This is a genomic window from Paenibacillus sp., from assembly GCF_035645195.1.
Taxonomy (GTDB): Bacteria; Bacillota; Bacilli; order Paenibacillales; family YIM-B00363; genus Paenibacillus_AE.
The window spans coordinates 147,283-171,261 of sequence record NZ_DASQNA010000008.1; the positions used below are offsets into that span (position 1 = coordinate 147,283).

Here is a 23,979-nt window from a genome sequence, read left to right on the forward strand (position 1 = left end):
CGCAAGGGGGTACGAACGTTTTGTGGCATTTTTATCCCGACCATTATATGTTCTCATACCAAGTTGTTCGGATGGCGAGTCAGAGCTTGTTTGGCGGCGGAGAATTCAATGAAATCCTTGAAGCGGCGGGCCAAATCAAACCGGGAGACTACGAAAGCTTTCACCGGGCTTGGGCTGGTCTCGGGCACCGCGTGTTGAGCGAAGCCAACAAGGCGCTGGACGAAGGACACACCATTACGGCAAGAGCCGCGTTTCTCAGGGCAGCTAACTATTTTCGGTCGGCGGAGTTTTTCCTGACGCCGGATGATCCGAGAAAGCTGCCTACGTATAAAGCAGGAATTCATGCGTTCCGCATGGGAGCCGCCATGCTGGATAACCCGCCTAAACAGGTGGAGATCCCTTATGAGGACTCCTTCCTGCCGGGATATTTCTTCCAAGCGCCGAATCAGGAGAACGGACCACTTGTCATTATGTTCGGCGGATTGGATTCGACAGCCGAAGAACTGTATTTCGGGCCGGCTCAGTTGCTGAACGAGCGGGGGATCTCACTGCTTGCCGTCGACGGGCCTGGCCAAGGCGGCGCACTGAGACTTAACCACATCCATACGAGATACGATTATAACGTCGCAGGGACCGCTGCGCTTGATTTCGCGATCGAGCAACTACCGATCGATGCGGAGCGCGTCGCCGTCATGGCCGTATCCATGGGCGGATACATGGCTGCCCGCTGTGCTGCATTCGAGCCTCGGTTCAAGGCTTGCGCCATCTGGAGCGCGGTGTATAGCTACTATGATGTGTGGGCGAGAAGACCGGACGATCATCCGTTGTCAAAGATCGCTCAACACATCGCAGGGGTCGATAGCATGGCGGAGGCAAGGGAGAAATTCAAAACCTTCACCTTGCAAGGAGTGGCTGAGAACATTAAGGTTCCAACTTATATCGTGCACGGCGAAGATGACCGCCAAGTTCCGGTAGACCACGCCTACAGAGTCTATAACGACCTCGTTTGCCCGCGGACATTGGTCGTAGTGCCGGTAAGCAGCTCCGGCTCGTCGCATTGTCAAGTCGATAACGTAACCAAGACGTATCCCATGTACGATTGGCTTCAGAAGCAACTTCAGCAGTCCTTGTAGAACGGAGGAGCAAGATGGCAACGAATAAAGTCTTGCAATCTTTCTCGGAAGCCATATCCGACATTCGGGACGGCTCCACATTGATTGTCGGCGGGTTCGGGTTATGCGGAATCCCCGAGAAGAGTATTGCGGCTTTACGGAATCAAGGAACGAAAGATCTAACCGTTGTAAGCAACAATTGCGGCGTCGACGATTGGGGACTGGGGTTGCTTTTGGCGAACCGCCAAATTAAGAAGATGATTTCTTCGTATGTCGGCGAGAATAAAATTTTTGAATCGCAGTTTTTAAGCGGGGAGCTCGAGGTGGAGCTAGTTCCGCAAGGGACGCTAGCCGAACGGATCAGGGCGGGAGGGGCCGGAATACCGGCCTTCTTTACGCAAACCGGCGTAGGCACGTTGGTCGCCGAGGGCAAAGAACAGCGGGTTTTCGACGGAAAAACCTACATGATGGAGCGCGGGATTACCGGGGATTACGCTCTGGTCAAGGCCTGGAAGGCAGACACGTCGGGCAACCTCGTATACCGGAAAACGGCCAGAAATTTTAATCCGCTGGCTGCCATGGCCGGTGCAATCACGATCGCCGAGGTAGAAGAAATCGTCCAACCGGGCGAATTGGACCCCGATGAGATTCACACCCCTGGCATTTATGTACAAAGGGTGATCTTAGGCTCTGACTACGAAAAGCGAATCGAGCGGAGAACCGTGCGCAACGCGACCGGATAATTTACGAGACGGGACGGGATGATCATGGATGCTCGCACGAAAATCGTAAAGCGGGCGGTTCGAGAAATTCACGACGGGATGTACATCAATTTAGGAATCGGGATGCCGACGCTGGTCGCAAATGAGATTCCAGAACACTATCAGGTGATGCTGCAGTCCGAGAATGGGTTGTTGGGAATCGGCCCTTACCCTTTTGAAGAGCAGTTGGATCCCGACCTGATCAATGCGGGGAAAGAAACCGTTACGGCCGTTAAAGGAGCCGTGTTTTTCGATAGCGCCGAATCGTTCGCAATGATCCGCGGCGGTCACATCGATCTTGCCATTTTAGGCGGAATGGAAGTGTCCGAGAACGGAGATTTGGCGAACTGGATCATCCCCGGCAAGATGGTTAAGGGGATGGGAGGCGCGATGGACTTGGTGCATGGCGCGAAGAAGGTCATTGTCGTCATGGAGCACGTCAACAAAAATGGAGAATCCAAGATCAAGAAGACATGTACGCTGCCGCTAACCGGAGAGCGGGTCGTGAACCGCTTGATTACCGAATTGGCCGTTTTCGATTTTACAGAAACAGGCATGGTGTTAGTCGAAATCATGGAAGGCGCTACCTTGGAGGAAATTCAAGCGAAGACCGAGGCTGCCTTTACAATGAAGGAGGGCCTGGAATGAAACTCGTTACTTTTCGAAATCCGGCCGGAGAGGAGCGCTCCGGGTGGATTCATGGAAACGGCGTCGTCGATATGAACAAGGCGAGCGGCGGAAAACTGCCGGTACGATTGCTGGATCTGCTGAATGGGTTTGAGGCCGGGATGGATCTCATCCGAAGTTTGCACCGGGAAAACATTCAGCCAACGCACTCGTTGCCGGAAGTCACACTGCTTGCCCCTATCCCCAAACCCCCTAGCGTGAGAGACTTCGTTTCTTTCGAGACCCATATTCAAAATGCGACGCGCCGCACGAATCAACCGATGCCGCAAGAATGGTATGAAATTCCGGTGTTTTACTTCACCAACCACCACGCTATCGTCGGACCGGATCAACCGGTTCAGCGTCCAAGAAAATGCGCCAAATTGGATTATGAACTGGAGTTGGCCTGCGTCATTGGCAAAGAAGGGCGGAATATCAAGGCTTCCGATGCGGATGATTATATTGCGGGATACATGATATTCAACGATTGGACGGCTCGCGACCTTCAAGCACAAGAAATGAAAGTAAATCTTGGTCCCGCGAAAGGGAAAGATTTCGCAACGGCCACCGGCCCTTACTTGGTTACAAAGGACGAATTGGAGCCGTATCGGGTGAATGACCGCTATGACCTCGAGATGAAGGCCTTCGTGAACGGAAAGCTGCTTTCGCAAGGCAACTTTAAAACTGTTCATTACACATTCGCCCAAATGATCGAACGCGCCTCGGAAGACACTACGCTCTACCCGGGGGATGTGATCGGTTCGGGCACCGTCGGCTTCGGATGTCTGTTGGAGCTTGGACCCGAGACGCATCGTTGGCTGGAGCCGGGCGACGAGGTCGAACTGACGATTACCGGACTGGGCTCCTTACGGAATCGTGTCATCTAAATCGGTACAAATGGGAGGAAGCAAATGTGACGCGAACAAGTCCGAGATTGATTGATTTAAGTGTTGCAATCGGAAGAGACGTACAAGACCCGCTTCCTTTCTCTATCCGATACGAAAGCCATGAAGAAGGGGTCGTCATAGGAGCTAAGCTGTTTGGCGTTGAACAGGAAGCGTTTCCCGAGGGAAAAGGTCTTGCCGGCGAGTTTTTAGAGCTGACCACGCACGCAGGGACCCATGTGGATGCTCCTTGGCATTATTGGCCCACGACGGAAGGAAAACCGGCTCGCACGATCGATGAACTGCCGCTTGACTGGTTTTACAGCGACGGGGTCGTCCTTGATTTTACGGACAAACCGCCGGGTTATGAAATTTCGTCTAAGGATGTGAAGGAAAAACTCGCCTCGATCGGGTATGTGCTCCGGCCTTACGATATCGTCATGATTCGAACGGACTGCGACAAGAAACTTTACGACCCGGATTACGCTCAGTCCCACCCCGGCGTATCAGCGGAGGCAACGCTCTGGCTGATCGATCAAGGGATTAAAGTCATGGGCATCGATGCATGGGGGTGGGATATTCCATTGAAATACCAAGCGGAAGATTATAAACGAAACCCGAGAGACGGCGTCCTGTGGGCGGCCCATTTTGCCGGCAAGGAGAAGGAATACTGCCAAATCGAAAAGCTGGCGAATCTAGATCGATTGCCGCCGACCGGTTTCAAAGTGTCCGTATTTCCGGTGAAAATTCACCGGGCAAGTGCAGGTTGGGCCCGCGCCGTTGCCATCATGGATTGACGGGGGAAGGAGAAAGCAAATGCGGAAAGTCGTAATCGTCGAGGCCGTTCGGACCGCGATCGGTTCGTTCGGCGGCAGCTTGGCCGACGTTCCCGCCGTAGAACTCGGCGCGCATGTGGTTCGCGAAGCCGTCAGACGCAGCGGAATCGATCCGATAGAAGTTTCCGAAGTAATCATGGGGAATGTGCTGCAAGCCGGATTAGGTCAAAACCCTGCCAGACAGGCGGCGATTCGCGGCGGCTTGCCCGAGTCGGTTCCTTCCTACACGGTGAACAAGGTGTGCGGCTCAGGGCTGAAAGCCATTGCGCTGGCCGTCCTTTCGGTCGCTGCCGGGGAGTCGGAAATCGTCGTGGCAGGAGGAATGGAGAATATGAGCCAGGCGCCTCACCTGCTCATGCAAACGCGGAAGGGGTACCGGCTGGGCCATGGGGAGCTCGTGGACAGCCTCATTTCGGATGGATTATGGGATGCATTCTATGACATACATATGGGGATCACAGCGGAGAATATTGCGGAAAAGTTTCGATTTTCCCGAACGGAGCTGGATGAATTCGCGGCAAGATCCCAGGCGCGCGCACAGTCCGCTCAAGAAGAAGGAAGGTTTCAAGAGGAAATCGTTCCCTACCTTGTTCCCCGTAGAAAGCGAGAACCGCTTACGTTCGATCGGGATGAAGGCGTGAAGGGCGATACGACGATGGAGAAGCTTTCCGCTTTGCGGCCGGCATTCCAAAGCGGCGGCGTGGTGACGGCGGGAAATGCTTCTACCTTGAATGACGGAGCATCGGCTGTTCTAATCATGTCCGGCGAACGAGCCAAACGATTGGGACTGAAGCCCATGGCCGTTATAACTAGTTATGCATCCGCAGGGTGCGATCCAAGGCTGATGGGCTTGGGGCCGGTACCGGCTGTTCAGGCTACGTTGCAAAAAGCGGGATGGACGATGCAAGACATCGATTTATTCGAGATGAATGAGGCATTCGCAGCCCAGGCGCTTGGCGTGGCGGTCGAGCTCGGACTGCCGATGGAGCGGGTGAACGTCAACGGCGGCGCGATCGCCTTAGGGCATCCGATCGGCGCCAGCGGCGCGCGAATCGTCACGACATTGTTGCACGAAATGAACAAACGCGATTTAAAGAGAGGCATAGCCGGGTTATGTATCGGCGGAGGACAAGGAATGGCAATGGCATTCGAGAGGGAGCCGCAGCCATGAATCGTTGAGGGGGGATGAGAATGGCGATGTGGGAAAAGAAGCATTCCAAGGCCGCATCGAAAGAACGGTGGAAACATCGATTCCTTGGTGGTCCGAGAAGCCTGATGTCTCCGGAAAACCGAATGTCGTCATCGTACTGCTCGACGACTTAGGGTTCGCACAACTGGGTTGCTACGGATCGGACATCGCGACACCGAACATTGACGCGTTGGCGCGGAACGGACTTCGTTATAACAATTTTCATACGACGGCATTGTGCACGCCCTCGCGCGCGGCGCTATTAACCGGGCGCCATCCGCACTCCGTCGGCATGCGCAGCGTTCTTTCCGCCGATGCCGGCTTTCCGAACGCTCGCGGTCGGATCGCTAAAGATGCGGCGCTAATCAGCGAGATGCTGTTAGAGAACGGGTATAACACATTCGCGGTGGGGAAGTGGCATCTGAATACCTCGGTGGAGCATTCGTTCGCAGGACCATTCGACAACTGGCCGCTCGGAAGAGGATTCGAGCACTACTATGGTTTTCTTGGCGGGGCAACCAGCCAGTGGAATCCGGACTTAGTCGAGGGGAACCGGCGTATTTCGAAGCCGACTCGAGCGGAAGACGGATATCATATCACGGAGGATTTGACTGACAAAGCGATAGAGTACATCCGCGAACAAAAGACGGCAGCTCCCGAGAAACCGTTCTTCTGCTATCTTGCGTACGGAGCGCCCCATGCTCCCCATCATGCGCCAAGGGAGTTTATTGAGAAATATCGAGGAAAATACGATAAGGGCTGGGACAAGACGCGCGAGGAGTGGTTCGAGAACCAAAAGGCGCTCGGCATCATTCCGCAAGATGCGGCGCTGCCGCCGCGCAGCCCCGACGTGCGTGCATGGGATGAACTGACCTCTGACGAGCAGCGCCTCTGCGCACGGTTCCAAGAAGCGTTCGCCGGTTTTCTGGAACATACGGATTATCATATCGGGCGGCTTATTCGTTACCTGACCGACATTGGACAGATGGACAACACCGTATTCATTCTGTTATCCGACAACGGCGCATGTTCCGGTGGCGGGGATCATGGAACATTTCAATTGCGGGCCGATTGGTCGGGGGCGGAATCGTTCGAAGAGAAGCTTGAGCGAATCGACGAGATCGGGACGCCGCTTGCGAATAACCATTACCCAAAAGGATGGGCCCACGCGGGCAACACCCCTTTACGTTGGTATAAATCCTTCGTTCATGCGGGCGGGGTGCGCGCCCCGCTGATTATTCATTACCCTAAGAAAATACGAGATTCGGGCGGTATTCGTAACCAGTACCATCACGTCATCGATGTTATGCCGACCATCCTGGAGTTGACAGGGCTCCGCGCCCCGGAAGTCTACCAAGGCGTCCCCCAACAACCTATTCACGGCGTCAGCATGGCATACACGTTCGAGCAGGCGGAAGGCGCATCTCGAAGACGAACGCAAATCTACGAAATGCAGGGTAATCGAGCGATTTATCACGACGGGTGGAAAGCAGTCTCATTGCATCAACCAGGTCGTAATTTCGAGGAGGATCGATGGGAACTGTACCACGCCGAACGGGATTTTTCGGAATTGAACGATTTGGCGGAGGAGCAACCGGAAAAGCTTCAGCAATTGATCGACCTATGGTGGACGGAAGCGGAAAGATACGGGTTTCTCCCGTTAGAGAAGCGGTCGATGGGCGCGGTGATAGCCGAGCTTTCTGCCAAATCGCAATCCGCAGCCCCCGTGAAACGAATCTTTTATCGCTCCGAATCGGGGTTGCCGATCCCGAAAACGCCGAATGTGCACAATAAGCATTTCGCCATAGAGGCGGAGGCGGTCCGAACGGACGGTTCCGAGGAGGGCGTACTCGTCGCTGTCGGCAACCGTTCCGGAGGGTATGCCTTCTACATTAAAGATAATCGACTCGTATTCGCAGTGAACAAAGGCTCCAAAAATTACGAATATATTACTTCTGATGAACCGCTGCCGGCGGGGAAAGTGACGTTGCGCTTGGAGTTCGTCAAGACCGGCGAATTAGAAGGCGTCGGCAACCTGTATTGCGGATATCGTCCGATCGGATCCGGCAGACTGCAAGGTTCGTTCGTACCGGGTATGTTCGGGTTATTTAACATCGGAAAAAATGAAGTATCTCCGGTAATTCCGTCCTATGAGATTCCTTTCCGATTCCAGGGGGAGCTAAAGAAAGTAATCTATACGCTGGGTGCCCCGGAGCAGGATGCCAAAAGCATGCTGAAGATGGAACTCGCCGCGGAATGAGAGCTTCCAAGAAACGGCGGGATAAGGGAATTGCTGAATTCAGCACGAATCGAAAAAACGTAACGGCCGCTTTATTTATCGCAATGTTTCTCGCCTCCATCGAGGGAGTCATCGTGAGTCTCGCCTTGCCGTCCATCGCCAAAGATCTCGGCATGGATCATCTGATGAGTTGGAGTGTATCCATCTACTTCTTGTTTATGGTGATTGGAGCCCCGATCTTCGGTTTTATCGCAGATTTCTATGGTCGAAAAGCGGCATTTTTATCAGGCGCGGGATTGTTTATGCTAGGTTCCGCGCTTTCGGGAATCAGTACGAGCATGCTGCAATTCATAGGGTTTCGGGCAATTCAAGGGGCGGGAGCCGGTGCATTAATTCCGTTGACTTATACTATAATCGGCGATTTATATGCTTACGAGGAAAGGGCCAAGCTGCTTGGGTGGCTTACGACGATTTGGGGGATTTCGGGTATAGTAGCTCCCTTTTCGGGAGGGATCCTGATAGATTATGCATCTTGGCGATGGATTTTCTTCTTTTGTCTTCCTTTCGGCTTCGTTAGCATGCTGATTTTCTACCAGGATTATCGCGAAAAAGCGGGGCTAGCGACGAAGCATGTAAACGTTGTCGCCATCTTGATGTTCGCGCTCGGCATGGCGGCTTTTTTGCTCGGCATTTCATTGTTGGGTGAAGGTTACGAATGGAACGAGCCCGCTCTTATTGGCCTTTTTGCTCTGTCTGCCGTATTGCTATCCCTATTTTTCGTCCGTCAACGCAAGAGTGCTTTTCCCTTGCTTCCGACCCGGTTGTTTTCGATTCGCTTGATCTTGTTCGTTAATCTTACAGGTTTTATCTTGAACGTCATTAAAGTCGTTTATCAATTCCATCTTCCTCTGTGGTTTCAAGAGGTTTTGTCGAAAGGCGCGACGTTTGCAGGCTTGATGCTGTTTCCGCTCTCGATCGCATGGCCGCTGGCATCCCTCGCGGCGGGGAACTTAGTGGGGAAAGTGAATGCGAAGTCAATGACGTTGACAGGAGCTTTGCTCATTGTAGCAGGCAGCATCGGTTTGGCTTGCGTTCAGAATTCTACGCCGATGTGGCTGTATTTAGTCGACATCAGTTTGTTTGGATTGGGGATCGGTCTAGTTACGCCGCTTCTTACTTTGCTGATCCAATCGTCGGTCGACTTCGCGCAAAGGGGAACGGCAATAGCCGCCAATAACTTCATGCGGAACATGGGGCAATGCATCGGAATCGCCGTGTTCGGCTTGATACTGAATATGCACGCGACCTACGCGGAGGGCTTGAAGGTCGTGTTCCTCGGCATGGTCCCGCTAGCTTGCATTGCTCTGATTATGGTCATTGCATTGCCGCGGAGAACATGAACAAGGTTTAGCCGATATGTGAGAAGAAACAAGATGAGGTGGTGACGTTCGATGTCGATAGAATTGGCATTGTTGGCCGCGCACGTTCCGAGTCTCTGCTACGAGGAACGCGCTCCCGAATTTCAAAAGGAGCTGGTTAAAGGACTTCATATCATGAGGGAGCGTATCGAAAAAGCGAAAGCCGACGCGATTGTCTTGATTTCATGCCACTTTCCGACGACGTTTCATCATTACGTCGACGCAACGCCGCGGCATAGCGGCGTTCTGACGGCGATGGAGTGCCCGGACCTCATTTCGGACGTTCCGTATGATTATCCAGGGGATCAAGGATTAGCCGACGAGCTTGTAGCGGCTGGGCTCAGCGCGAATCTCCCGATTATCGGCGTGAACGATCCCACGTATATCTGGGACTACGGCACCGTCGTACCGCTGCGGTACTTGGCGCCGCAGCAGGACATCGCAGTCGTGAATCTATCCGTGTGCTTGGCGGCAAGCCTTGAGGAGACGTTCCGCTGGGGGCAGACGATTCGTGGAGTGCTGGAGAACAGCGATAAGAGAGCCGTCTTCGTGAGCAGCGGGGCGCTCTCGCATCGCTTGGTTCGCGGGCGGCATCATCGGCCGTCGCTGATGGAGAAAGCGCTGGACGATCAATTCGTAGAGTATCTCTTAACGGGCGATTACGCGACCGCTCGCGATACGCTGGAGCAATATTCCAAGCTCGCAGGTGTCGAATCCGGCGGGCGTCATCTCGCTGCCTTGCTCGGCGTGCTGGGCGACGGGCGCAAAGCGGAGTATTGGGGCTATGGACAATCGTCGGGCAGCGGTAATGCCATTATCTCATTCGCATCCTAACGAATTCAAAGAGGGGAAAGAACCCATGAGGACAATCACGACGAAAGTTATGGATTGCTTACATTTCATTGACGGCGCGTTCGTGCCGTCCGCGAACGGCCGAACGTTCGATAACGTCAACCCGGCGACGGAGGACGTGATCGGAACGGTGGCAGAGGGGGGCGCGGCGGAAATTGACCTTGCCGTCAAGGCGGCGAAGCGAGCGCTCAACGGACCTTGGAAAACGATGACGGCGAATGAACGCATCGCCGTGCTGCGCAAGGTCGGAGACCTGATCCTTGAGCGCAAGGAAGAATTGGCTAGGTTAGAATCGCTGGATACCGGTAAGCCTTCTTGGCTGTCAGGGACCATCGATATTCCGCGTGCGGCGTACAACTTTCACTTTTTCTCGGATTATATCCGCACGATGACCGCCGAGACGACGCAGATGGACGACGTCGCGCTCAACTACGCGATTCGTCGCCCCGTCGGGGTCGTCGGGCTTATCAACCCATGGAACCTGCCCTTGCTGCTCCTCACTTGGAAGCTGGCTCCGGCGCTCGCGGCCGGAAACACCGTTGTTATGAAGCCGGCTGAGTTGACGCCGATGACGGCTACGGTGCTTGCGGAAATTTGTCGGGATGCCGGCGTACCCGACGGCGTGGTTAACGTCGTGCACGGCTTCGGACCGAATTCCGCCGGGTCGGCGCTGGTCGAACATCCGGACGTGAACGCGATCAGCTTCACGGGGGAGACGACGACCGGCAAAATCATTATGGCGTCCGCTGCTGGAACGCTGAAGCGTCTGTCCTACGAGCTTGGCGGCAAAAATCCGAACGTCATCTTCGCGGATTCCAACCTGGACGAAGTGATCGAGACGACGTTGAAGTCGAGCTTCATTAACCAAGGAGAAGTTTGTCTTTGCGGCTCAAGGATTTACGTGGAAAGCTCCGCTTACGACGAGTTCCTGGCGAAGTTCGTCGCGAGGACGAAAGAGCTTAAGGTCGGCGATCCGTTCGATGCGAAGACGAAGGTCGGCGCGCTCATCAGCGAAGAGCATTACGAGCGCGTGAGCGGCTACATCAAATTGGCCCAAGAGGAAGGCGGCACGATCCTGACAGGCGGCAAGCGGCCTGAGGGGCTTGAGCGGGGCTATTATCTGGAGCCGACGATCATCGTTGGCCTAAACCGGAATTGCCGGGTCGTTAAAGAAGAAATCTTCGGGCCTGTCGTGACCGTCATTCCGTTCGACTCGGAAGAGGAAGTGCTGGAGCAAGTGAACGACACCCACTATGGACTCAGCGCTTCGGTGTGGACGAACGACCTGCGCCGCGCGCACCGGGTTGCGGGACGAATCGAAGCAGGCATCGTGTGGGTGAACACGTGGTTCTTGCGCGACCTGCGCACGCCGTTCGGCGGCATGAAGCAAAGCGGCATCGGACGCGAAGGCGGCGTCCACAGCTTTGAGTTCTACAGCGAATTAACCAATATTTGCATCAAACTTTAAGCGAAAGGTCGGCGAGAAGCGTTGACGAACAAGACGGTTCAATATGCGGAGCATTTGGAGCGCGCGGTGGCGGAGGGGAAAGGCGTCCAGCCGCTTACCGCGCTGGATCCGGAACTGACCATCGAGGAAGCGTATCAAGTCCAGCTGGCGACGATCAGGAAAAAGACGGCGGCGGGCGCGAAGGTGGTCGGCAAGAAGATCGGTTTGACTTCCTTGGCGATGCAGCAGCTCTTGAAGGTGGATCAGCCGGATTACGGCCATTTGTTAGACGACATGGTCGTGGAGAACGGCGGCGCGATCTCGTTCTCCCGCGTGCTGCAACCGAAGGTGGAGGCGGAAATTGCCTTCGTCCTGAAGCGGGATTTGATCGGGCCGCGCGTAACGGCGCTGGAAGTACTACTCGCGACCGATTATGTGCTTCCCGCGCTCGAGATCGTCGACAGCCGGGTAGCGGATTGGAAAATCAAGTTGCAGGATACGGTAGCCGACAACGCCTCCTCCGGATTGTTCGTGTTAGGCGGGAAGCCGGTAAGGCCGGACGCGCTGGACCTGCCGCTGGTCGGCATGGCGCTGTATAAGAACGGCGAACTGATGAACACCGGCGTCGGCGCCGCGGCGCTCGGCGATCCGGCGGCTTGCGTGGCGTGGCTTGCGAATAAGCTGTTCGAATTCGGAATTACGCTGAAGGCCGGCGAAGTGATCCTCTCCGGCGCTCTCTCCGCCGCCGTTAACGCGGAGCCGGGCGATACGTTCCGAGCGAGACTCGCGCACTTGGGCGAAGTCAGCGTTCGCTTCGAGGGATAAGGAAGGGGGAACCACGATGGCGAAAATGAAGGCAGCGGTGCTTGGCTCTGGCAATATCGGAACGGATTTAATGTATAAGCTTCGGCGTTCGGAAGCGCTCGAGATGACAACCATGATCGGGATCGATCCGGCCTCCGAAGGGCTGGAACGAGCTAAAAAACTGGGCTATACGATCATAGACAACGGGCTGGAAGGCTTCCTGCAGCAGCCGGATCTGGCGGATGTCGTTTTTGACGCGACTTCGGCTAAGGCTCATGTGCGTCACGCGAAGGCGCTTCGCGAGGCGGGCAAGCTGGCGCTCGACCTAACGCCGGCCGCCCTTGGGGCTCTCGTCGTACCGACCGTCAATTTATCGGCGCATCTGGACGCCGAGAACGTCAATCTCGTCACTTGCGGGGGGCAAGCGACGATTCCGATCGTGCATGCGGTGAATCGAGTATGTCCGGTGGAGTACGCGGAGATTGTCGCAACGATTTCGAGCCGCAGCGCTGGACCTGGCACGCGGGCGAATATCGACGAGTTTACCGTCACTACGGCAAGGGGGATTGAAGCGATCGGCGGCGCGAAGCGCGGGAAGGCGATCATTATCTTGAACCCGGCGGAGCCGCCGATCCTTATGCGCGATACTGTCTATGCCTTGGTTGACCCTGAGCGGATGGACGAAGACGCGATTCGACGTTCGATCGAGGAAACGGTCGCTTCGATACAATCGTACGTGCCTGGCTACCGGCTTCGGACCGAACCGATCTTCGACGGCATCAAGGTGACGGTGTTCCTCGAGGTCGAAGGAGCGGGAGATTACTTGCCGAAGTATTCCGGCAACCTCGATATTATGACCGCCGCAGCCGTGAAGGTTGCCGAGGAAATTGCCCGTCACCGCCTTGCCAAGGCGATCGTATGAAGAGGGGGACGAATCGATGACACAACCAGAACGTAAAGTGCTAATCACCGAAGTCGCGTTGCGCGACGGCAGTCACGCTATCGCACATCAATACACGATTGAGCAGGTAACGAACGTGGCCCGCGCGCTTGGCGAAGCCGGCGTCCCTTATATCGAGGTAGCGCACGGCGACGGGCTTGGCGGATCTTCGCTGCAGTACGGCTTATCGCGGACGGACGAAATGGAATTGATCGAGGCGGCGGCTTCCGTGTGCGGCGATTCCAAAATCGCCGTCCTCGTGCTGCCGGGGATCGGGACGGTGACAGAGCTTAAGGAAGCGGTCCGGCTCGGCGCCAAGATGGCCCGCATTGCCACGCATGTGACGGAAGCGGACGTTTCGGCGCAGCATCTTGCGAGGGCGAAGGAGTTCGGCCTCGAGACGGTAGGCTTTCTCATGATGTCGCACATGGCGCCGGTCGACAAGCTGGTCGAGCAGGCGAAGCTGATGGAAAGCTACGGCGCCGACACGGTGTATATGGTCGATTCGGCCGGGGCGCTGCTGCCGCATCAGGTGAAGGAGCGCGTACGCGCGCTGCGCCAAAGTCTGCAGTGCAATGTCGGTTTCCACGGGCATAACAACTTGTCGTTGGCTATGGCGAATACATTGGCTGCGATCGAAGAAGGCGCGGAGCGCATTGACGGAAGCATCCGGTGCTTAGGCGCCGGAGCTGGCAATACGCAAACCGAGGTGCTTGTCGCAGTCTTGGAGCATCTAGGCATTGCGACAGGCATTGATTTATATAAGATCATGGATACGGCGGAAGACATCATCGCACCGCTGCTCCAGACGCCTCAAGAAATTACGCGGGACAATCTCGTCTTAGGCTATGCGGGCGTATATTCCAGCTTTTTGCTGCATGCAAGGCGCGCCGCGCAGCGGTTCGGGATCGATTCCCGTGACATTCTGGTAGAGCTGGGGCGTCAAAAGGTCGTCGGCGGGCAAGAGGATATGATCGTGGACGTGGCAGCTGCACTGGCGAAGGAGAAGGTGGCGCATGGATAAGAAACTAGCTGAAGCGTTGGCGGAGCATTTATATGGGGCCGAGAAAACTGAGCGCGCGGTCCCAAAACTTACGATCGAGCATCCGAAACTGTCTGTCGAGGACGCCTATGCGATTCAGGAACAACTAATCCTCTTGAAGTTAGAACGAGATGAATTACGCATCGTTGGTCCCAAGATGGGATTGACAAGCCAAGCGAAGATGAAGCAGATGAACGTAAGTGAACCCATTTACGGCTACATTTTCGACGATATGGTCGTTCCAAGAGGCGCCATCAGCCTAGCCGACTACATTCACCCGAAGGTAGAGGCGGAGATCGCCTTCGTCCTGGGCGAAGATATCGAGGGGCCGGGCGTTACGGGCGCACAGGTGCTGGCTTCGACCGCTTATGTGCTGCCAGCGCTTGAAATCATCGATAGCCGGTACGAGAACTTCCAGTTCACGCTGCCTGACGTCATCGCGGATAACGCTTCCTCTTCCGGTGTCGTGTTCGGAAGCACACTGTATCGTCCGGAGGATTTCGACTTGGAACTCGTCGGCGTAACGCTTCGGATCAACGGAGAGTTGAAGGAGCTGGGGGCCGGCGCCGCCGTCGTCGGCCATCCGGCGCATTCGGTCGCGATGCTGGCCAACATGCTGGCGCGCAAGGGACTGAAACTGAAGGCGGGGCAAACGATTCTCACAGGCGGTGTGACGGGGGCTGTGAAACTGCACCCGGGGGACAGCGTGACTGCAGCGTTCGACGGTATGGGTAGTGTGGGATTCACCGTTAGAGCGTAACCGAGGAGGCGCAGCGATGCCGATTATTCATATTCAATTGCTCGAAGGACGCCCGAAGGAGAAAATTTCTTCGTTAATCGCCAAAGTAACGGATACCGTGTCGGAAGAGCTCGGCGCGAAGCGGGAAACGATACGCGTGTTGGTTACGGAGGTGCCGAAAACGCACTGGGGTATCGGCGGCGTGCCGGTTTCCGAGATGGCCGACCGTAAGTAATGCGTCGAGGAGGAAGCCAATTTGTACGACGTTCATACGCATTTTATTCCGCCTCTTATGTCGCAGTGGTTGTACGAGAATCGCTCGGTGGTGAACGCCGCTTGGGTGAGAAAGTCACTGGGGAAGGCTCCTTTTTTAACTATTAACGGGAATTGGGAGTTCGAATTGAAAGAAGCTTTTACCGATTCGGATCTGTATTTGACCGGTCAGCGCAAAGCGGGCATTGCACACTCGCTGGTGTCGCCGATCCCGCAGTTGTTTCTATATGAGATGGCGCCAGACGTGACGGAAGAGGCGGCGCGGATATATAACGACGGCCTGGCGGATTGGTCGGCGGCGCATCGGGACGAAGTGTCCGCGCTGGCCACCGTCCCGATGAACGACCCGGACCGGGCGGCACGGGAGTTGGAACGGGCGATGGACCTCGGTCTGCGCGGAGCGATCGTCGCCTCCTCTTGGGGAGGGCGGACGCTCGGCGAAGAAGCGTTCACGCCGTTCTGGGAGGTGGCGAACACGAGGGAGGCGATTGTTTTTATCCACCCCTTGTTGTGCACGGATTCAAGACTCAAGAAGCATATGATGCCGAACTTGATCGGCGTGCCTTGGGAAACGACGGTGTGCGCGACCGAGCTCCTTCTGAGCGGACTGGTGTTCCGTTATCCGAAAGTCAAGCTATTGCTGGCGCATGGCGGGGGCTATTTCCCCTACCAACTGGGCCGGTTGGAAAAAGGGTACGAGACGTGGGGCGCGGTATCCGCCGGTTTGCCGGAGTCGCCAACCGAGGCGGCACGGCGGTTCTGGTATGACACGGTGCTGTGGAACGACGCGGCGCTGCAGTATTTGATCGATATCGCGGGGGAGGATCGGATCGTTCAAGGAACGGACGCGCCCTTCGATCTTTGTCAGCGGCCGCCCGCGGCGGTTCCAAGCAGTGGATACCACGCCCTGATGGAAGTATAGAGGGGGAGACGTATGCGAACTCAGGTCGGGATTATTGGGGCGGGACCGGCGGGATTGCTTCTTTCGCATTTGCTTTATTCGCAAGGAATCGACTCGGTCATTTTGGAAAGCCGCACGCGCGAAGAGGTCGAAACGACGATCCGCGCCGGGGTGCTGGAGCAAGGGACGGTCGATTTGTTGAACGCAATGGGCGTCGGCGACAGAATGCGGAAGGAAGGCCACTTCCACGACGGTTTCGAGCTGCGTTACAATGGCCGCAGCCACCGCATTAACGTTCGGGAGCTCACAGAGGGAAAGCGCGTGACCGTATATGCCCAACATGAAATTCTTAAGGATTTGATTCACGCCAGACTGCGTACAGGCGGAACCATCGTCTTCGGGGCGAAAAATGTCAGTTTGGACGGCGTCGATACCGAAAAGCCGACGATTCGCTATCGCGAGGAAGCTGAGGGAGAACTTCGCGAGTTGACTTGCGATTTCATCGCGGGCTGCGATGGCTTCCACGGCCCTTCGCGGCCGATGATACCGCAGTCGGTGAGAACGGATTATGAACGGCGATACGCTCACGGCTGGCTCGGCATTTTGGTCGAAGCGCCGCCGTCGGCGTCGGAGCTCGTATATGCGAACCACGATCGGGGATTCGCGCTGCTCAGCACGCGCTCGCCCGAAATTCAGCGCATGTACCTGCAGGTCGACGCGAAGGACGATATCGCGAATTGGTCCGACGACCGGATCTGGAACGAACTGCACGCCAGACTGGAAACGCGCGAAGGCTTCCAACTGACGGAAGGGCGAATTTTTCAGAAAGGCATAGTGTCCATGCGCAGCTTCGTTTGCGATCCGATGCAGTATGGCCGCCTGTTCTTGGCAGGGGACGCGGCGCATATCGTGCCGCCGACCGGCGCTAAGGGATTAAACTTGGCAGCCGCGGACGTTCAAGTGCTGGCGCGTGGCTTTGAGGGGTATTACAAGGCAGGGAAGACGGAAATTTTGCAGCGTTATACCGAGATTTGCTTAAAGCGCGTCTGGAAGGCGGAGCGGTTCTCGTATGCCATGACGCAATTGCTTCACCGCAATCCGGAGCACTCACCGTTCGAGCGGCGGCTGCAGCTCGCCGAGCTGGAGTATATCGCCTCCTCGCGTGCCGCTTCGCTAAGCATCGCCGAGAACTATGTCGGCTTGCCAATGGATTTCGAAGGCGTTTCATAAAGGGGACTGCTCTCGTGGCATATAACAGTTTAGTTGCAAGGGTTGAGCTTTACCGCGTCACCTTCGGCGAACTGGCTTCGGCGATCGCTAAAGCGGGAGGTGACATTGTTTCAATTGACGTCATCCGTTCGACCGGAGAATCGTCGGTGCGCGATATCACGATCCAAGTCTCGGATTCTCAGCAATCCGGGATCATGGACGCGCTTCAAGCGCTGGAAGGCGTCAACTTGATTCACGTCTCCGATCGGACATTTCTAGCGCATTTGGGCGGCAAAATTTCCGTCGAGTCCAAGTGGCCGGTCAAAAACAGAGACGATCTCTCGAGGGTATATACGCCGGGAGTAGCGCGGGTTTGCTCCGCGATCCACGAGGACCCTAGAAAGGTCTTTTCCTTGACTATCAAGCGAAACACAGTCGCGGTTGTAACGGACGGAACCGCAGTACTGGGGTTAGGAAATATCGGTCCTTACGCGGCCGCTCCGGTTATGGAAGGGAAAGCGATGCTGTTCAAGCAGCTCGCAGGGGTGGACGCTTTTCCAATCTGCTTAGATACTACGGATCCGGAAGAAATGCTGCGGACGATTCAACATATTGCTCCGATCTTCGGCGGCATCAATTTGGAGGATATCAGTTCTCCACGCTGCTTCGAGCTCGAATCCCGCCTGACCGAAATGCTGGATATTCCCGTGTTTCATGACGATCAGCATGGTACGGCCGTAGTTGTCGTGGCTGGACTGTTGAACGCGCTTAAGGTCACGGGGAAACGAATGGACAGGGTGAGAGTCGTGGTGAACGGCATTGGCGCCGCAGGGGTTGCCATCTGCAAAATGTTGCTAAATGCGGGGGTGAAACGGTTGGTCCCGATCGACCGGGACGGAGCGATCGTCCGCGGCGGATACTACACGCAACCGATGTGGCAGTGGCTGGCTGACCAGAGCGAGGTAGAGGCGACTCCGGGAACGTTAAGGGATTTGATTTCGAATGCCGACGTATTTATCGGAGTTTCGAAGGGAGGGATCTTGACCGGCGAAGACGTCCGACGCATGGCACCTCAGCCGATCGTATTTGCCATGGCCAATCCCGATCCCGAGATCTCGCCGGAGGAAGCGCTGCCCCATGTTCGGGTATTCGCTACGGGCCGGAGCGATTATCCGAATCAAATCAATAACGTGTTAGTTTTTCCCGGCATGTTCCGGGGGGCGTTGGACTGCCGAGCGAGTCGGATCAACGAGCCGATGAAGCTCGCGGCCGCCCGCGCGATCGCCTCCGTCGTAACGGATGCGGAGCTCAACGAGCAGTACATTATCCCGAGCATCTTTAACGATCAGGTCGTCGCGAACGTGAGAAAGGCCGTCATTGAGGCGGCGATCTTAACGGGAGTGGCCCGACGAATCCCGCCGGAATTTCGGTAAGATCTGATTCGAGGATAGGTGCTCCTTCAAAAAGAGCTTCAGTGATCCCTGCGAACTACGGTTCGCAGGGAGTTATTTTTATGTTTGCGTCCGGTGTCAACTGTTTTAATGGGGAATCGCCAAACCGTCCCCTGACGAATAGATCTTGTGTCACACAGATTATTCCTCCTTGATGGTTCACCCTTTAAGAAATTCGGTTAAATCACTTAGAATGTTACTATATAATTCTTCATTCTCCGGTACTCTCATACCGAAGTTGCGGACATAATTCGGGTGAACGTAGTTTTCTGTTGTCATTGAGTTAACGTGTCCTAACAACTGTTGGATGACCGGCAGTTCCGAACCAGCTTCATACATATGTGTGGCAAAGGAATGTCGAAAGCAGTGCGCACCTCGCGGTTCAACGTTTGCCAGGGTCAGAAACTTCTTAAGTAGATTGTTTAACTCGGCGTTTGTGAATTTACTGCCTTTTTCATTCCTGAATACAAAATCACCCTCCTTGAGCATTTGTTGTTTACAATACAGGTCTAATAACTCTCCAATCCCCTTTCTAAGAGGTACCATTCGTTGAACTTTTGTTTTCGTTTTGTCTAAAAAAATATAGTCGTTGAGTCGTATTTGTCCGACACGCAAATCAAGAATTTCCCCGGGCCTGCAGCCAGTAGAAATGAGGGTTGTTAACAATAGTAAATCCCTTCTGAGGTTTTCACTGTGAGTGACAATGCTGTGCAGCAATCTAAGAATTTCGTGGCGAGTAAAAGGCTTACGTCTATTGGCCGAACGACGTGCGTAGTCCGAAACCTTGAAATCCATTTGCCGAACAGGATTGGGGAAATTATGTGTCTTGTAAAGGTGCTTGAAGAAGCTGCCGAGAGCGCTTCTCATTGATCTTAACCAGTGATAGCTTTGGTTACGATTTGCATAAAAATATTCATCCAGAAAATCAGCATCAATCGGCAAGTGACCAAGAAACCTTCCAACACTGTCCTTGTGAATATAAAACTTACTGAGATTTATTTCATGCTTGTTTTGACCGGTTTGCTCTTCTAGGTGCGCGACAAAGATGGAAAGATATTTGTTATACGTGGATTTTGAAGCTGGACCGACCTTTACAAAACTGAGAAAGGAGTTTATCTCCTTACCCAAGTTTTCCATCATAAACATCCTCCCATCGCAGTACTTGGGAAATCAAATCCTCAAAGGCAAACGGATACTTTGACATGACTTCTTGTTGGAGATCATGGGGCAACAACTGGACGTATATATAGGTCGTATTAATGTTGGTGTGTCCCATAATCATACTTAAATTGTGAATTGGCATCTTTGCTAACAAGCATCTCACCGCAAACGTATGACGGAAGGAGTGGACAGTAAGCCCCCTGTATCCCAACTTGTCGAAGATGGTTTTGCACATGTTTTGAATACTTCTTATAGAGATTTTCGTTTTGCGCTCGGTGCCAAAATCCCGGCTAAATAAGTAGCCAGTTAAGTGGGGCTCCCATCGGGGAACACCGGTTAAAGACAAGTAGTCAAGGATAACTTTTTTTAACTTGGGATACATTGGGATATAACGACTTTTGCCTCCCTTGCCCTTGTGGATATAAATATAGTTCTTTTCGACGTTGAAATCGCATATGCGCATTGAACTCAATTCACTGACTCGGCAACCTGATATTGCAAGGAAACACAGCATTGCATGACATCGATAACCATGGACTTTCTTGAGGGCCAGTTCATATACCTTTAAGAGCTGCTCTTTCTCCAGATAACGAGGGAGGAGAGGGGGGGTGTCCCAACCGAATTTATCCGAATAACGTTTCTCGGATAAATTATTCTTATAGAGAAAGGTCAACAGCGACCGAATGATGCTAGTGTAGTTATTTCGAGTACCGGGAGACAGTTCGGACTCCAATCTACCAGTGCATCCTGAGAAAAATTCCTGCAATAGTATTTCGTTTAATTCGTTTATTCGAAGATGGGGATGTTTTCTTTCAATGAAATCCTTAAAACGTCCTAAAAAATAGGAATGACGTTTCTTTGTGTGTGGTGATTTCGATGTATTTCTCAACGAGGTAAGATAACGATCGATTGCTTCGGTAACCAGTAGTTCAAAGCCATCCATGTATTCAGGACCATTGCCCGGAATCAATTCCAAAAGCTTTTTAAGCGGTATGTTAAACGCTTTAGCTACTTCTTTTGCATCATATTTAGATCGTTTTTCAATGCTCATTTTACACACTCCATTCAGAGATTGTTGGATCGTACGGCATCGTGTTTGCAAGTATTCGTTCTACGCTTCGATAGATGTAATGCATTGTTGAAACCCAATGTTTGTGGCCCATTGTTTTTGATACTTTATCGAAATCGTTACGTTCAATTGCATTTGTGGCATATGTATGTCTAAGTGATTTTGCGGAGAAGCGGGACTCTCCGAAGGTCTTAATATTCAAGTGGTAGAAAATCCACCCAATTGATTCGGTGGTGATAGGCTGCGCATTATCCAGGAGGATAAATGCATCATTTTCTGCTGTAACTTGAATACGCTCGTTATAGTATGCTTTAACCACATCCATTACTGTCTTATTAATTTGTAACTTACGCACCCCTGACTTGTTTGAGGTTAGAGTAATACTGGATTCCAATTGATGAATGTCAGTAATCTTAATATTAGAAATTTCTATTGGTCTGCAACCCGTTTCAGCAATTAACAGAATAATTGTTAAATCCCGAAGCTTATATGGGGAGTTACTTAATAGCAACGTTTTTATAACAGCCTCTAAGTCCTCCCTATTAACATATTCGTTATCCCTGTTTACTTCTGAATAGAAATAAGGGGAGATGTTATATTTAAAATCAACTAATTTGTTTTTTCTAAGAAAATCAAGAAATTGTTTTAGAAAACGAAGCTTTGTATATGCCGTGCTCATTGTTATTTCTTCACTGTTTATTCTCTGTTTGAGCATTAATTCATATTGTTCAACAAGTGAGGGAGTTAGGTTTTCCACACACTCGTCGGGGGTTATACCTAGATTCAGTGAGCATAGATATTTTAAAAAGTATAAAGTTTTAAACTTGCGTTCCCTTGAGGAAGCTAGTTGTTTCCGTTCAGAGTCTTCTAAGTAGGTGTTAAACCATTTGCACCGGTGTCTCATTGTCTCGGCTTGAGAGGATCTTTTTGTTGAACTTGTTTTATAGGATTTGTATTTCTCAAAGGTCTTAATTTGTGTGCTACTTCTAACATTTTCTTTTTGAATTTCCTTTGGACATATTGTCTCTATTGTTAATGTACTCAACCCTCTAGCCTTGAGGGACTCATATAAGAGGGATAGCATCTTAACGTGGTTAGACCGTTCCCTTTTGGTAATTGTATTTTTATTGACTTGCTCTTGAAGGTGACCAAGGAAAGATTCAGTGTAAAACTCACAGGCATCGACCAATGATTTCTGTTTAAAGAAATTCGGGTCTTCCAACATAAAGTAAATGAACCGATTAAAGCAATTTTGATAAACCGTAGGTCTTGCACATTTTGTCTCTAGATGCTCAATAAATACTTTGGTTATGCTGGAATGCTCGTTGTTCGATACTATTCGTAGCGGTTGAACCACTATGTTCACCTCTTTACAAGCCAGGAAGATCAAGTTATATTTGAGTTAGAACTTTAGCTCAGATGAGCATTTGCGCAAGAACTAAGCCCTACGGGTAGCATTGTCGACACAGTATCTATTTGTGTCGCTAGGCAGCCCGGGGCTTATTTTTATTGTCTCCACAACAACAGGGATTTATCCCCTGATGTTTACAAATGGTTGCGTGTTCTTTTTTGAATACGCCGGTTTTCTATACCCTAATAAAGGGTTTGGCTGTGGAGTTCAATGAAAATGAGAACTGGGCTTAAGCGATTAGGCCCAAAACATACATTGGGGGTGATAAGACATGTGCAGGAATGCTCCAACAGTAATAGCCATCCATTATCGTATTAACACAAAGCATGCTGTCGGATTATCTCGTTCCGAAATGTCTTATTGGCCTGCTCGCTTTATTTTTAGGGTGCTCACTTTGTGTAGATGGCATAATACGGGTACGTAAACGTACTAGTATCTAGTTCCATTAAGCCAGAAGTCGTATGGTGCACTTAGGTGATGCATAATGTTTGATCCTAAGGAGCGCATTAGCACATGGTTGCCTGTACATTGGCAATACTTCGAGGAGTTTATTAATAGCAAAAGAGGAAAGAGTGACGAAGAGGAATACGTAAGGAAACATGAAAAAAATGAGGGTCCTGATTACTGGTTTGAGATATACAAGCTACAAAGGGACATTGTTGCTTTTGGACGTATACTAAAGGACATTTCCCTATCACTAAGAAGAAGGTTATTGCTTAACGTCGCCAATACCAACTTTTCAAGGGATAAGATTGCCCGGTCTTACGGGCTCACCAAACCTAGAGTTCTCGCATTTATTGAAAATCGTCAAAGATTGAATTCATTTAGGGTAGAGACTGTCGGGGCTTTGGCAATTTTATGTAGGGTGCCACTATCGTGGCTTGAGAATGAAGTTGTTGATGATTGTTGGGAAAACGAGTTCATACGTTACACGGTTCGGAAAAAATTTACCCAAACAAATTTAATAACTTATTTGGAAGACCGGAGAATGCACGATGTGAAGGGGATAATTTTAGAGCATCAGGGATTTACATACTACCTTCGTGTTGAATATGATAGGGACACCTTTTTGGTGGAAATCTTGAATACGAGATTACATGGACGGCAAATTATGGAACTGTTAGAGCTACTTAATGAAAGATTTCAATGTAGGCTTGGGTTTGCGAAAACAGTTATACAGACACAAGTGAATCCCGTCATTTGTTATGGTTTTAACCAGGAACCTTACGGATACATCAAATTTATCTAACGAAAGGGTACGAAATCGTACCCTTCTTATAATTAGATAATCCTCAGTCAAACCTCCTGCAAAGGAGGTCTTTTTATGCCTAAGAATATCATTGGTTCAGTTGAGGAACTAAGGAATAAGCTTTTAACAATTATTGAGCAGTGGCTTATACAGGAGGAAGAGAGGTTGAAACAGCAAAGCAACATGTCAGAAGGTACCAACGTAACAGGGGGTATTGAGTGAGAAAAGAACAAAAGTTCACATATGTGTGTGCTGCCAAACTAACAATGGTAAGTACGGATGCGCTTGATGCAAAAAGGCGGGCCTTGGATTATGTAATACAAATA

23 protein-coding genes are annotated in these 23,979 nt (G+C 52.3%); 20 read left to right on the plus strand and 3 right to left on the minus strand.

All coding sequences use genetic code 11. The features are described 5' to 3' along the window. Positions 1 to 20 precede the first annotated feature (20 nt). The 18 genes from VE009_RS03805 to VE009_RS03890 are packed head-to-tail and all read left to right on the plus strand — an operon-like array spanning position 21 to position 18,745. A complete protein-coding gene (locus tag VE009_RS03805; RefSeq protein ID WP_325006067.1) occupies positions 21 to 1,133 on the plus strand; it encodes an alpha/beta hydrolase family protein in 1,113 nt (370 codons plus the stop codon). A gap of 14 nt (positions 1,134 to 1,147) precedes the next feature. Further along, a complete protein-coding gene (locus VE009_RS03810) occupies positions 1,148 to 1,855 on the plus strand; it encodes a CoA transferase subunit A (protein ID WP_325006068.1) in 708 nt (235 codons plus the stop codon). A 24-nt stretch (positions 1,856 to 1,879) separates the two neighbouring features. Next, positions 1,880 to 2,521, plus strand: a complete 642-nt coding sequence (locus VE009_RS03815) for a 3-oxoacid CoA-transferase subunit B (RefSeq protein ID WP_325006069.1) — start codon at positions 1,880 to 1,882, stop codon at positions 2,519 to 2,521. Further along, positions 2,518 to 3,426 (plus strand): fumarylacetoacetate hydrolase family protein, encoded by a 909-nt coding sequence (locus tag VE009_RS03820; protein WP_325006070.1) that lies wholly within the window; start codon positions 2,518 to 2,520, stop codon positions 3,424 to 3,426. The genes VE009_RS03815 and VE009_RS03820 overlap by 4 nt, the downstream gene beginning before the upstream one ends. Before the next feature lie 26 nt (positions 3,427 to 3,452). Further along, on the plus strand, positions 3,453 to 4,220 hold the full coding sequence (locus tag VE009_RS03825) for a cyclase family protein (protein ID WP_325006071.1): 768 nt from the start codon (positions 3,453 to 3,455) through the stop codon (positions 4,218 to 4,220). Positions 4,221 to 4,239: 19 nt separating this feature from the next. After that, positions 4,240 to 5,430, plus strand: coding sequence for an acetyl-CoA C-acetyltransferase (locus VE009_RS03830; RefSeq protein ID WP_325006072.1), 1,191 nt, complete (start codon positions 4,240 to 4,242; stop codon positions 5,428 to 5,430). A gap of 28 nt (positions 5,431 to 5,458) precedes the next feature. Then, the gene (locus tag VE009_RS03835) at positions 5,459 to 7,708 is read left to right on the plus strand and encodes an arylsulfatase (RefSeq protein WP_325006073.1); all 2,250 of its coding nucleotides are present in this window, start codon (positions 5,459 to 5,461) and stop codon (positions 7,706 to 7,708) included. Beyond that, positions 7,705 to 9,087, plus strand: coding sequence for an MFS transporter (locus VE009_RS03840; RefSeq protein WP_325006074.1), 1,383 nt, complete (start codon positions 7,705 to 7,707; stop codon positions 9,085 to 9,087). Before VE009_RS03835 ends, VE009_RS03840 begins: the two co-directional genes overlap by 4 nt. Before the next feature lie 51 nt (positions 9,088 to 9,138). Further along, entirely contained in the window at positions 9,139 to 9,939 is an 801-nt protein-coding gene (locus tag VE009_RS03845) for an extradiol ring-cleavage dioxygenase (protein WP_325006075.1), read from the plus strand. Positions 9,940 to 9,964: 25 nt separating this feature from the next. Further along, complete coding sequence (locus VE009_RS03850) at positions 9,965 to 11,425, plus strand: aldehyde dehydrogenase (protein WP_325006076.1); 1,461 nt, start codon at positions 9,965 to 9,967, stop codon at positions 11,423 to 11,425. A 21-nt stretch (positions 11,426 to 11,446) separates the two neighbouring features. Beyond that, entirely contained in the window at positions 11,447 to 12,229 is a 783-nt protein-coding gene (locus tag VE009_RS03855; RefSeq protein ID WP_325006077.1) for a 2-keto-4-pentenoate hydratase, read from the plus strand. Positions 12,230 to 12,245: 16 nt separating this feature from the next. Continuing rightward, positions 12,246 to 13,130, plus strand: a complete 885-nt coding sequence (locus VE009_RS03860; RefSeq protein WP_325006078.1) for an acetaldehyde dehydrogenase (acetylating) — start codon at positions 12,246 to 12,248, stop codon at positions 13,128 to 13,130. 16 nt (positions 13,131 to 13,146) lie between these two features. After that, positions 13,147 to 14,172 carry a 4-hydroxy-2-oxovalerate aldolase gene (gene dmpG, locus VE009_RS03865; RefSeq protein ID WP_325006079.1) on the plus strand — a complete coding sequence of 342 codons (1,026 nt, stop codon included), beginning with the start codon at positions 13,147 to 13,149 and terminating at the stop codon, positions 14,170 to 14,172. Further along, complete coding sequence (locus VE009_RS03870; RefSeq protein WP_325006080.1) at positions 14,165 to 14,950, plus strand: 2-keto-4-pentenoate hydratase; 786 nt, start codon at positions 14,165 to 14,167, stop codon at positions 14,948 to 14,950. Before dmpG ends, VE009_RS03870 begins: the two co-directional genes overlap by 8 nt. Before the next feature lie 16 nt (positions 14,951 to 14,966). After that, positions 14,967 to 15,164 (plus strand): 4-oxalocrotonate tautomerase, encoded by a 198-nt coding sequence (locus VE009_RS03875; protein ID WP_325006081.1) that lies wholly within the window; start codon positions 14,967 to 14,969, stop codon positions 15,162 to 15,164. Positions 15,165 to 15,185: 21 nt separating this feature from the next. Next, the gene (locus tag VE009_RS03880) at positions 15,186 to 16,124 is read left to right on the plus strand and encodes an amidohydrolase family protein (RefSeq protein ID WP_325006082.1); all 939 of its coding nucleotides are present in this window, start codon (positions 15,186 to 15,188) and stop codon (positions 16,122 to 16,124) included. Positions 16,125 to 16,136: 12 nt separating this feature from the next. Further along, positions 16,137 to 17,333 (plus strand): 4-hydroxybenzoate 3-monooxygenase, encoded by a 1,197-nt coding sequence (locus VE009_RS03885; RefSeq protein ID WP_325006083.1) that lies wholly within the window; start codon positions 16,137 to 16,139, stop codon positions 17,331 to 17,333. Positions 17,334 to 17,347: 14 nt separating this feature from the next. Beyond that, positions 17,348 to 18,745: an NAD-dependent malic enzyme gene (locus VE009_RS03890; RefSeq protein ID WP_325006084.1), complete on the plus strand. Its 1,398-nt coding sequence runs from the start codon at positions 17,348 to 17,350 to the stop codon at positions 18,743 to 18,745. A gap of 177 nt (positions 18,746 to 18,922) precedes the next feature. On the opposite strand, the gene VE009_RS03895 is transcribed toward VE009_RS03890, so the two are convergent. Genes VE009_RS03895 through VE009_RS03905 form a run of 3 tightly spaced genes read right to left on the minus strand, consistent with a single transcriptional unit; the run spans position 18,923 to position 22,218 of the window. Next, on the minus strand, positions 18,923 to 19,903 hold the full coding sequence (locus tag VE009_RS03895; protein ID WP_325006085.1) for a tyrosine-type recombinase/integrase: 981 nt from the start codon (positions 19,901 to 19,903) through the stop codon (positions 18,923 to 18,925). Beyond that, positions 19,884 to 20,975 carry a site-specific integrase gene (locus VE009_RS03900; protein WP_325006086.1) on the minus strand — a complete coding sequence of 364 codons (1,092 nt, stop codon included), beginning with the start codon at positions 20,973 to 20,975 and terminating at the stop codon, positions 19,884 to 19,886. Before VE009_RS03900 ends, VE009_RS03895 begins: the two co-directional genes overlap by 20 nt. A gap of 1 nt (position 20,976) precedes the next feature. Next, positions 20,977 to 22,218 carry a site-specific integrase gene (locus VE009_RS03905; RefSeq protein WP_325006087.1) on the minus strand — a complete coding sequence of 414 codons (1,242 nt, stop codon included), beginning with the start codon at positions 22,216 to 22,218 and terminating at the stop codon, positions 20,977 to 20,979. A gap of 670 nt (positions 22,219 to 22,888) precedes the next feature. Between VE009_RS03905 and VE009_RS03910 the strand changes: the two genes are divergently transcribed. Together VE009_RS03910 and VE009_RS03915 are read left to right on the plus strand one after the other, a co-directional pair. Next, positions 22,889 to 23,653 carry a hypothetical protein gene (locus tag VE009_RS03910; protein ID WP_325006088.1) on the plus strand — a complete coding sequence of 255 codons (765 nt, stop codon included), beginning with the start codon at positions 22,889 to 22,891 and terminating at the stop codon, positions 23,651 to 23,653. Positions 23,654 to 23,728: 75 nt separating this feature from the next. Next, positions 23,729 to 23,875 carry a hypothetical protein gene (locus VE009_RS03915; protein WP_325006089.1) on the plus strand — a complete coding sequence of 49 codons (147 nt, stop codon included), beginning with the start codon at positions 23,729 to 23,731 and terminating at the stop codon, positions 23,873 to 23,875. Positions 23,876 to 23,979 lie beyond the last annotated feature (104 nt).

Bases quoted from the DNA above. Each gene is read 5' to 3' on its own strand.
- VE009_RS03810 (WP_325006068.1), top strand. From the start codon at position 1,148: ATGGCAACGAATAAAGTCTTGCAATCTTTCTCGGAAGCCATATCCGAC.
- VE009_RS03815 (WP_325006069.1), top strand. From the start codon at position 1,880: ATGGATGCTCGCACGAAAATCGTAAAGCGGGCGGTTCGAGAAATTCAC.
- VE009_RS03820 (WP_325006070.1), top strand. From the start codon at position 2,518: ATGAAACTCGTTACTTTTCGAAATCCGGCCGGAGAGGAGCGCTCCGGG.
- VE009_RS03830 (WP_325006072.1), top strand. From the start codon at position 4,240: ATGCGGAAAGTCGTAATCGTCGAGGCCGTTCGGACCGCGATCGGTTCG.
- VE009_RS03840 (WP_325006074.1), top strand. From the start codon at position 7,705: ATGAGAGCTTCCAAGAAACGGCGGGATAAGGGAATTGCTGAATTCAGC.
- VE009_RS03845 (WP_325006075.1), top strand. From the start codon at position 9,139: ATGTCGATAGAATTGGCATTGTTGGCCGCGCACGTTCCGAGTCTCTGC.
- VE009_RS03850 (WP_325006076.1), top strand. From the start codon at position 9,965: ATGAGGACAATCACGACGAAAGTTATGGATTGCTTACATTTCATTGAC.
- VE009_RS03860 (WP_325006078.1), top strand. From the start codon at position 12,246: ATGGCGAAAATGAAGGCAGCGGTGCTTGGCTCTGGCAATATCGGAACG.
- dmpG (WP_325006079.1), top strand. From the start codon at position 13,147: ATGACACAACCAGAACGTAAAGTGCTAATCACCGAAGTCGCGTTGCGC.
- VE009_RS03870 (WP_325006080.1), top strand. From the start codon at position 14,165: ATGGATAAGAAACTAGCTGAAGCGTTGGCGGAGCATTTATATGGGGCC.
- VE009_RS03875 (WP_325006081.1), top strand. From the start codon at position 14,967: ATGCCGATTATTCATATTCAATTGCTCGAAGGACGCCCGAAGGAGAAA.
- VE009_RS03885 (WP_325006083.1), top strand. From the start codon at position 16,137: ATGCGAACTCAGGTCGGGATTATTGGGGCGGGACCGGCGGGATTGCTT.
- VE009_RS03895 (WP_325006085.1), bottom strand. From the start codon at position 19,903: ATGATGGAAAACTTGGGTAAGGAGATAAACTCCTTTCTCAGTTTTGTA.
- VE009_RS03900 (WP_325006086.1), bottom strand. From the start codon at position 20,975: ATGAGCATTGAAAAACGATCTAAATATGATGCAAAAGAAGTAGCTAAA.
- VE009_RS03905 (WP_325006087.1), bottom strand. From the start codon at position 22,218: ATGTTGGAAGACCCGAATTTCTTTAAACAGAAATCATTGGTCGATGCC.
- VE009_RS03910 (WP_325006088.1), top strand. From the start codon at position 22,889: ATGTTTGATCCTAAGGAGCGCATTAGCACATGGTTGCCTGTACATTGG.
- VE009_RS03915 (WP_325006089.1), top strand. From the start codon at position 23,729: ATGCCTAAGAATATCATTGGTTCAGTTGAGGAACTAAGGAATAAGCTT.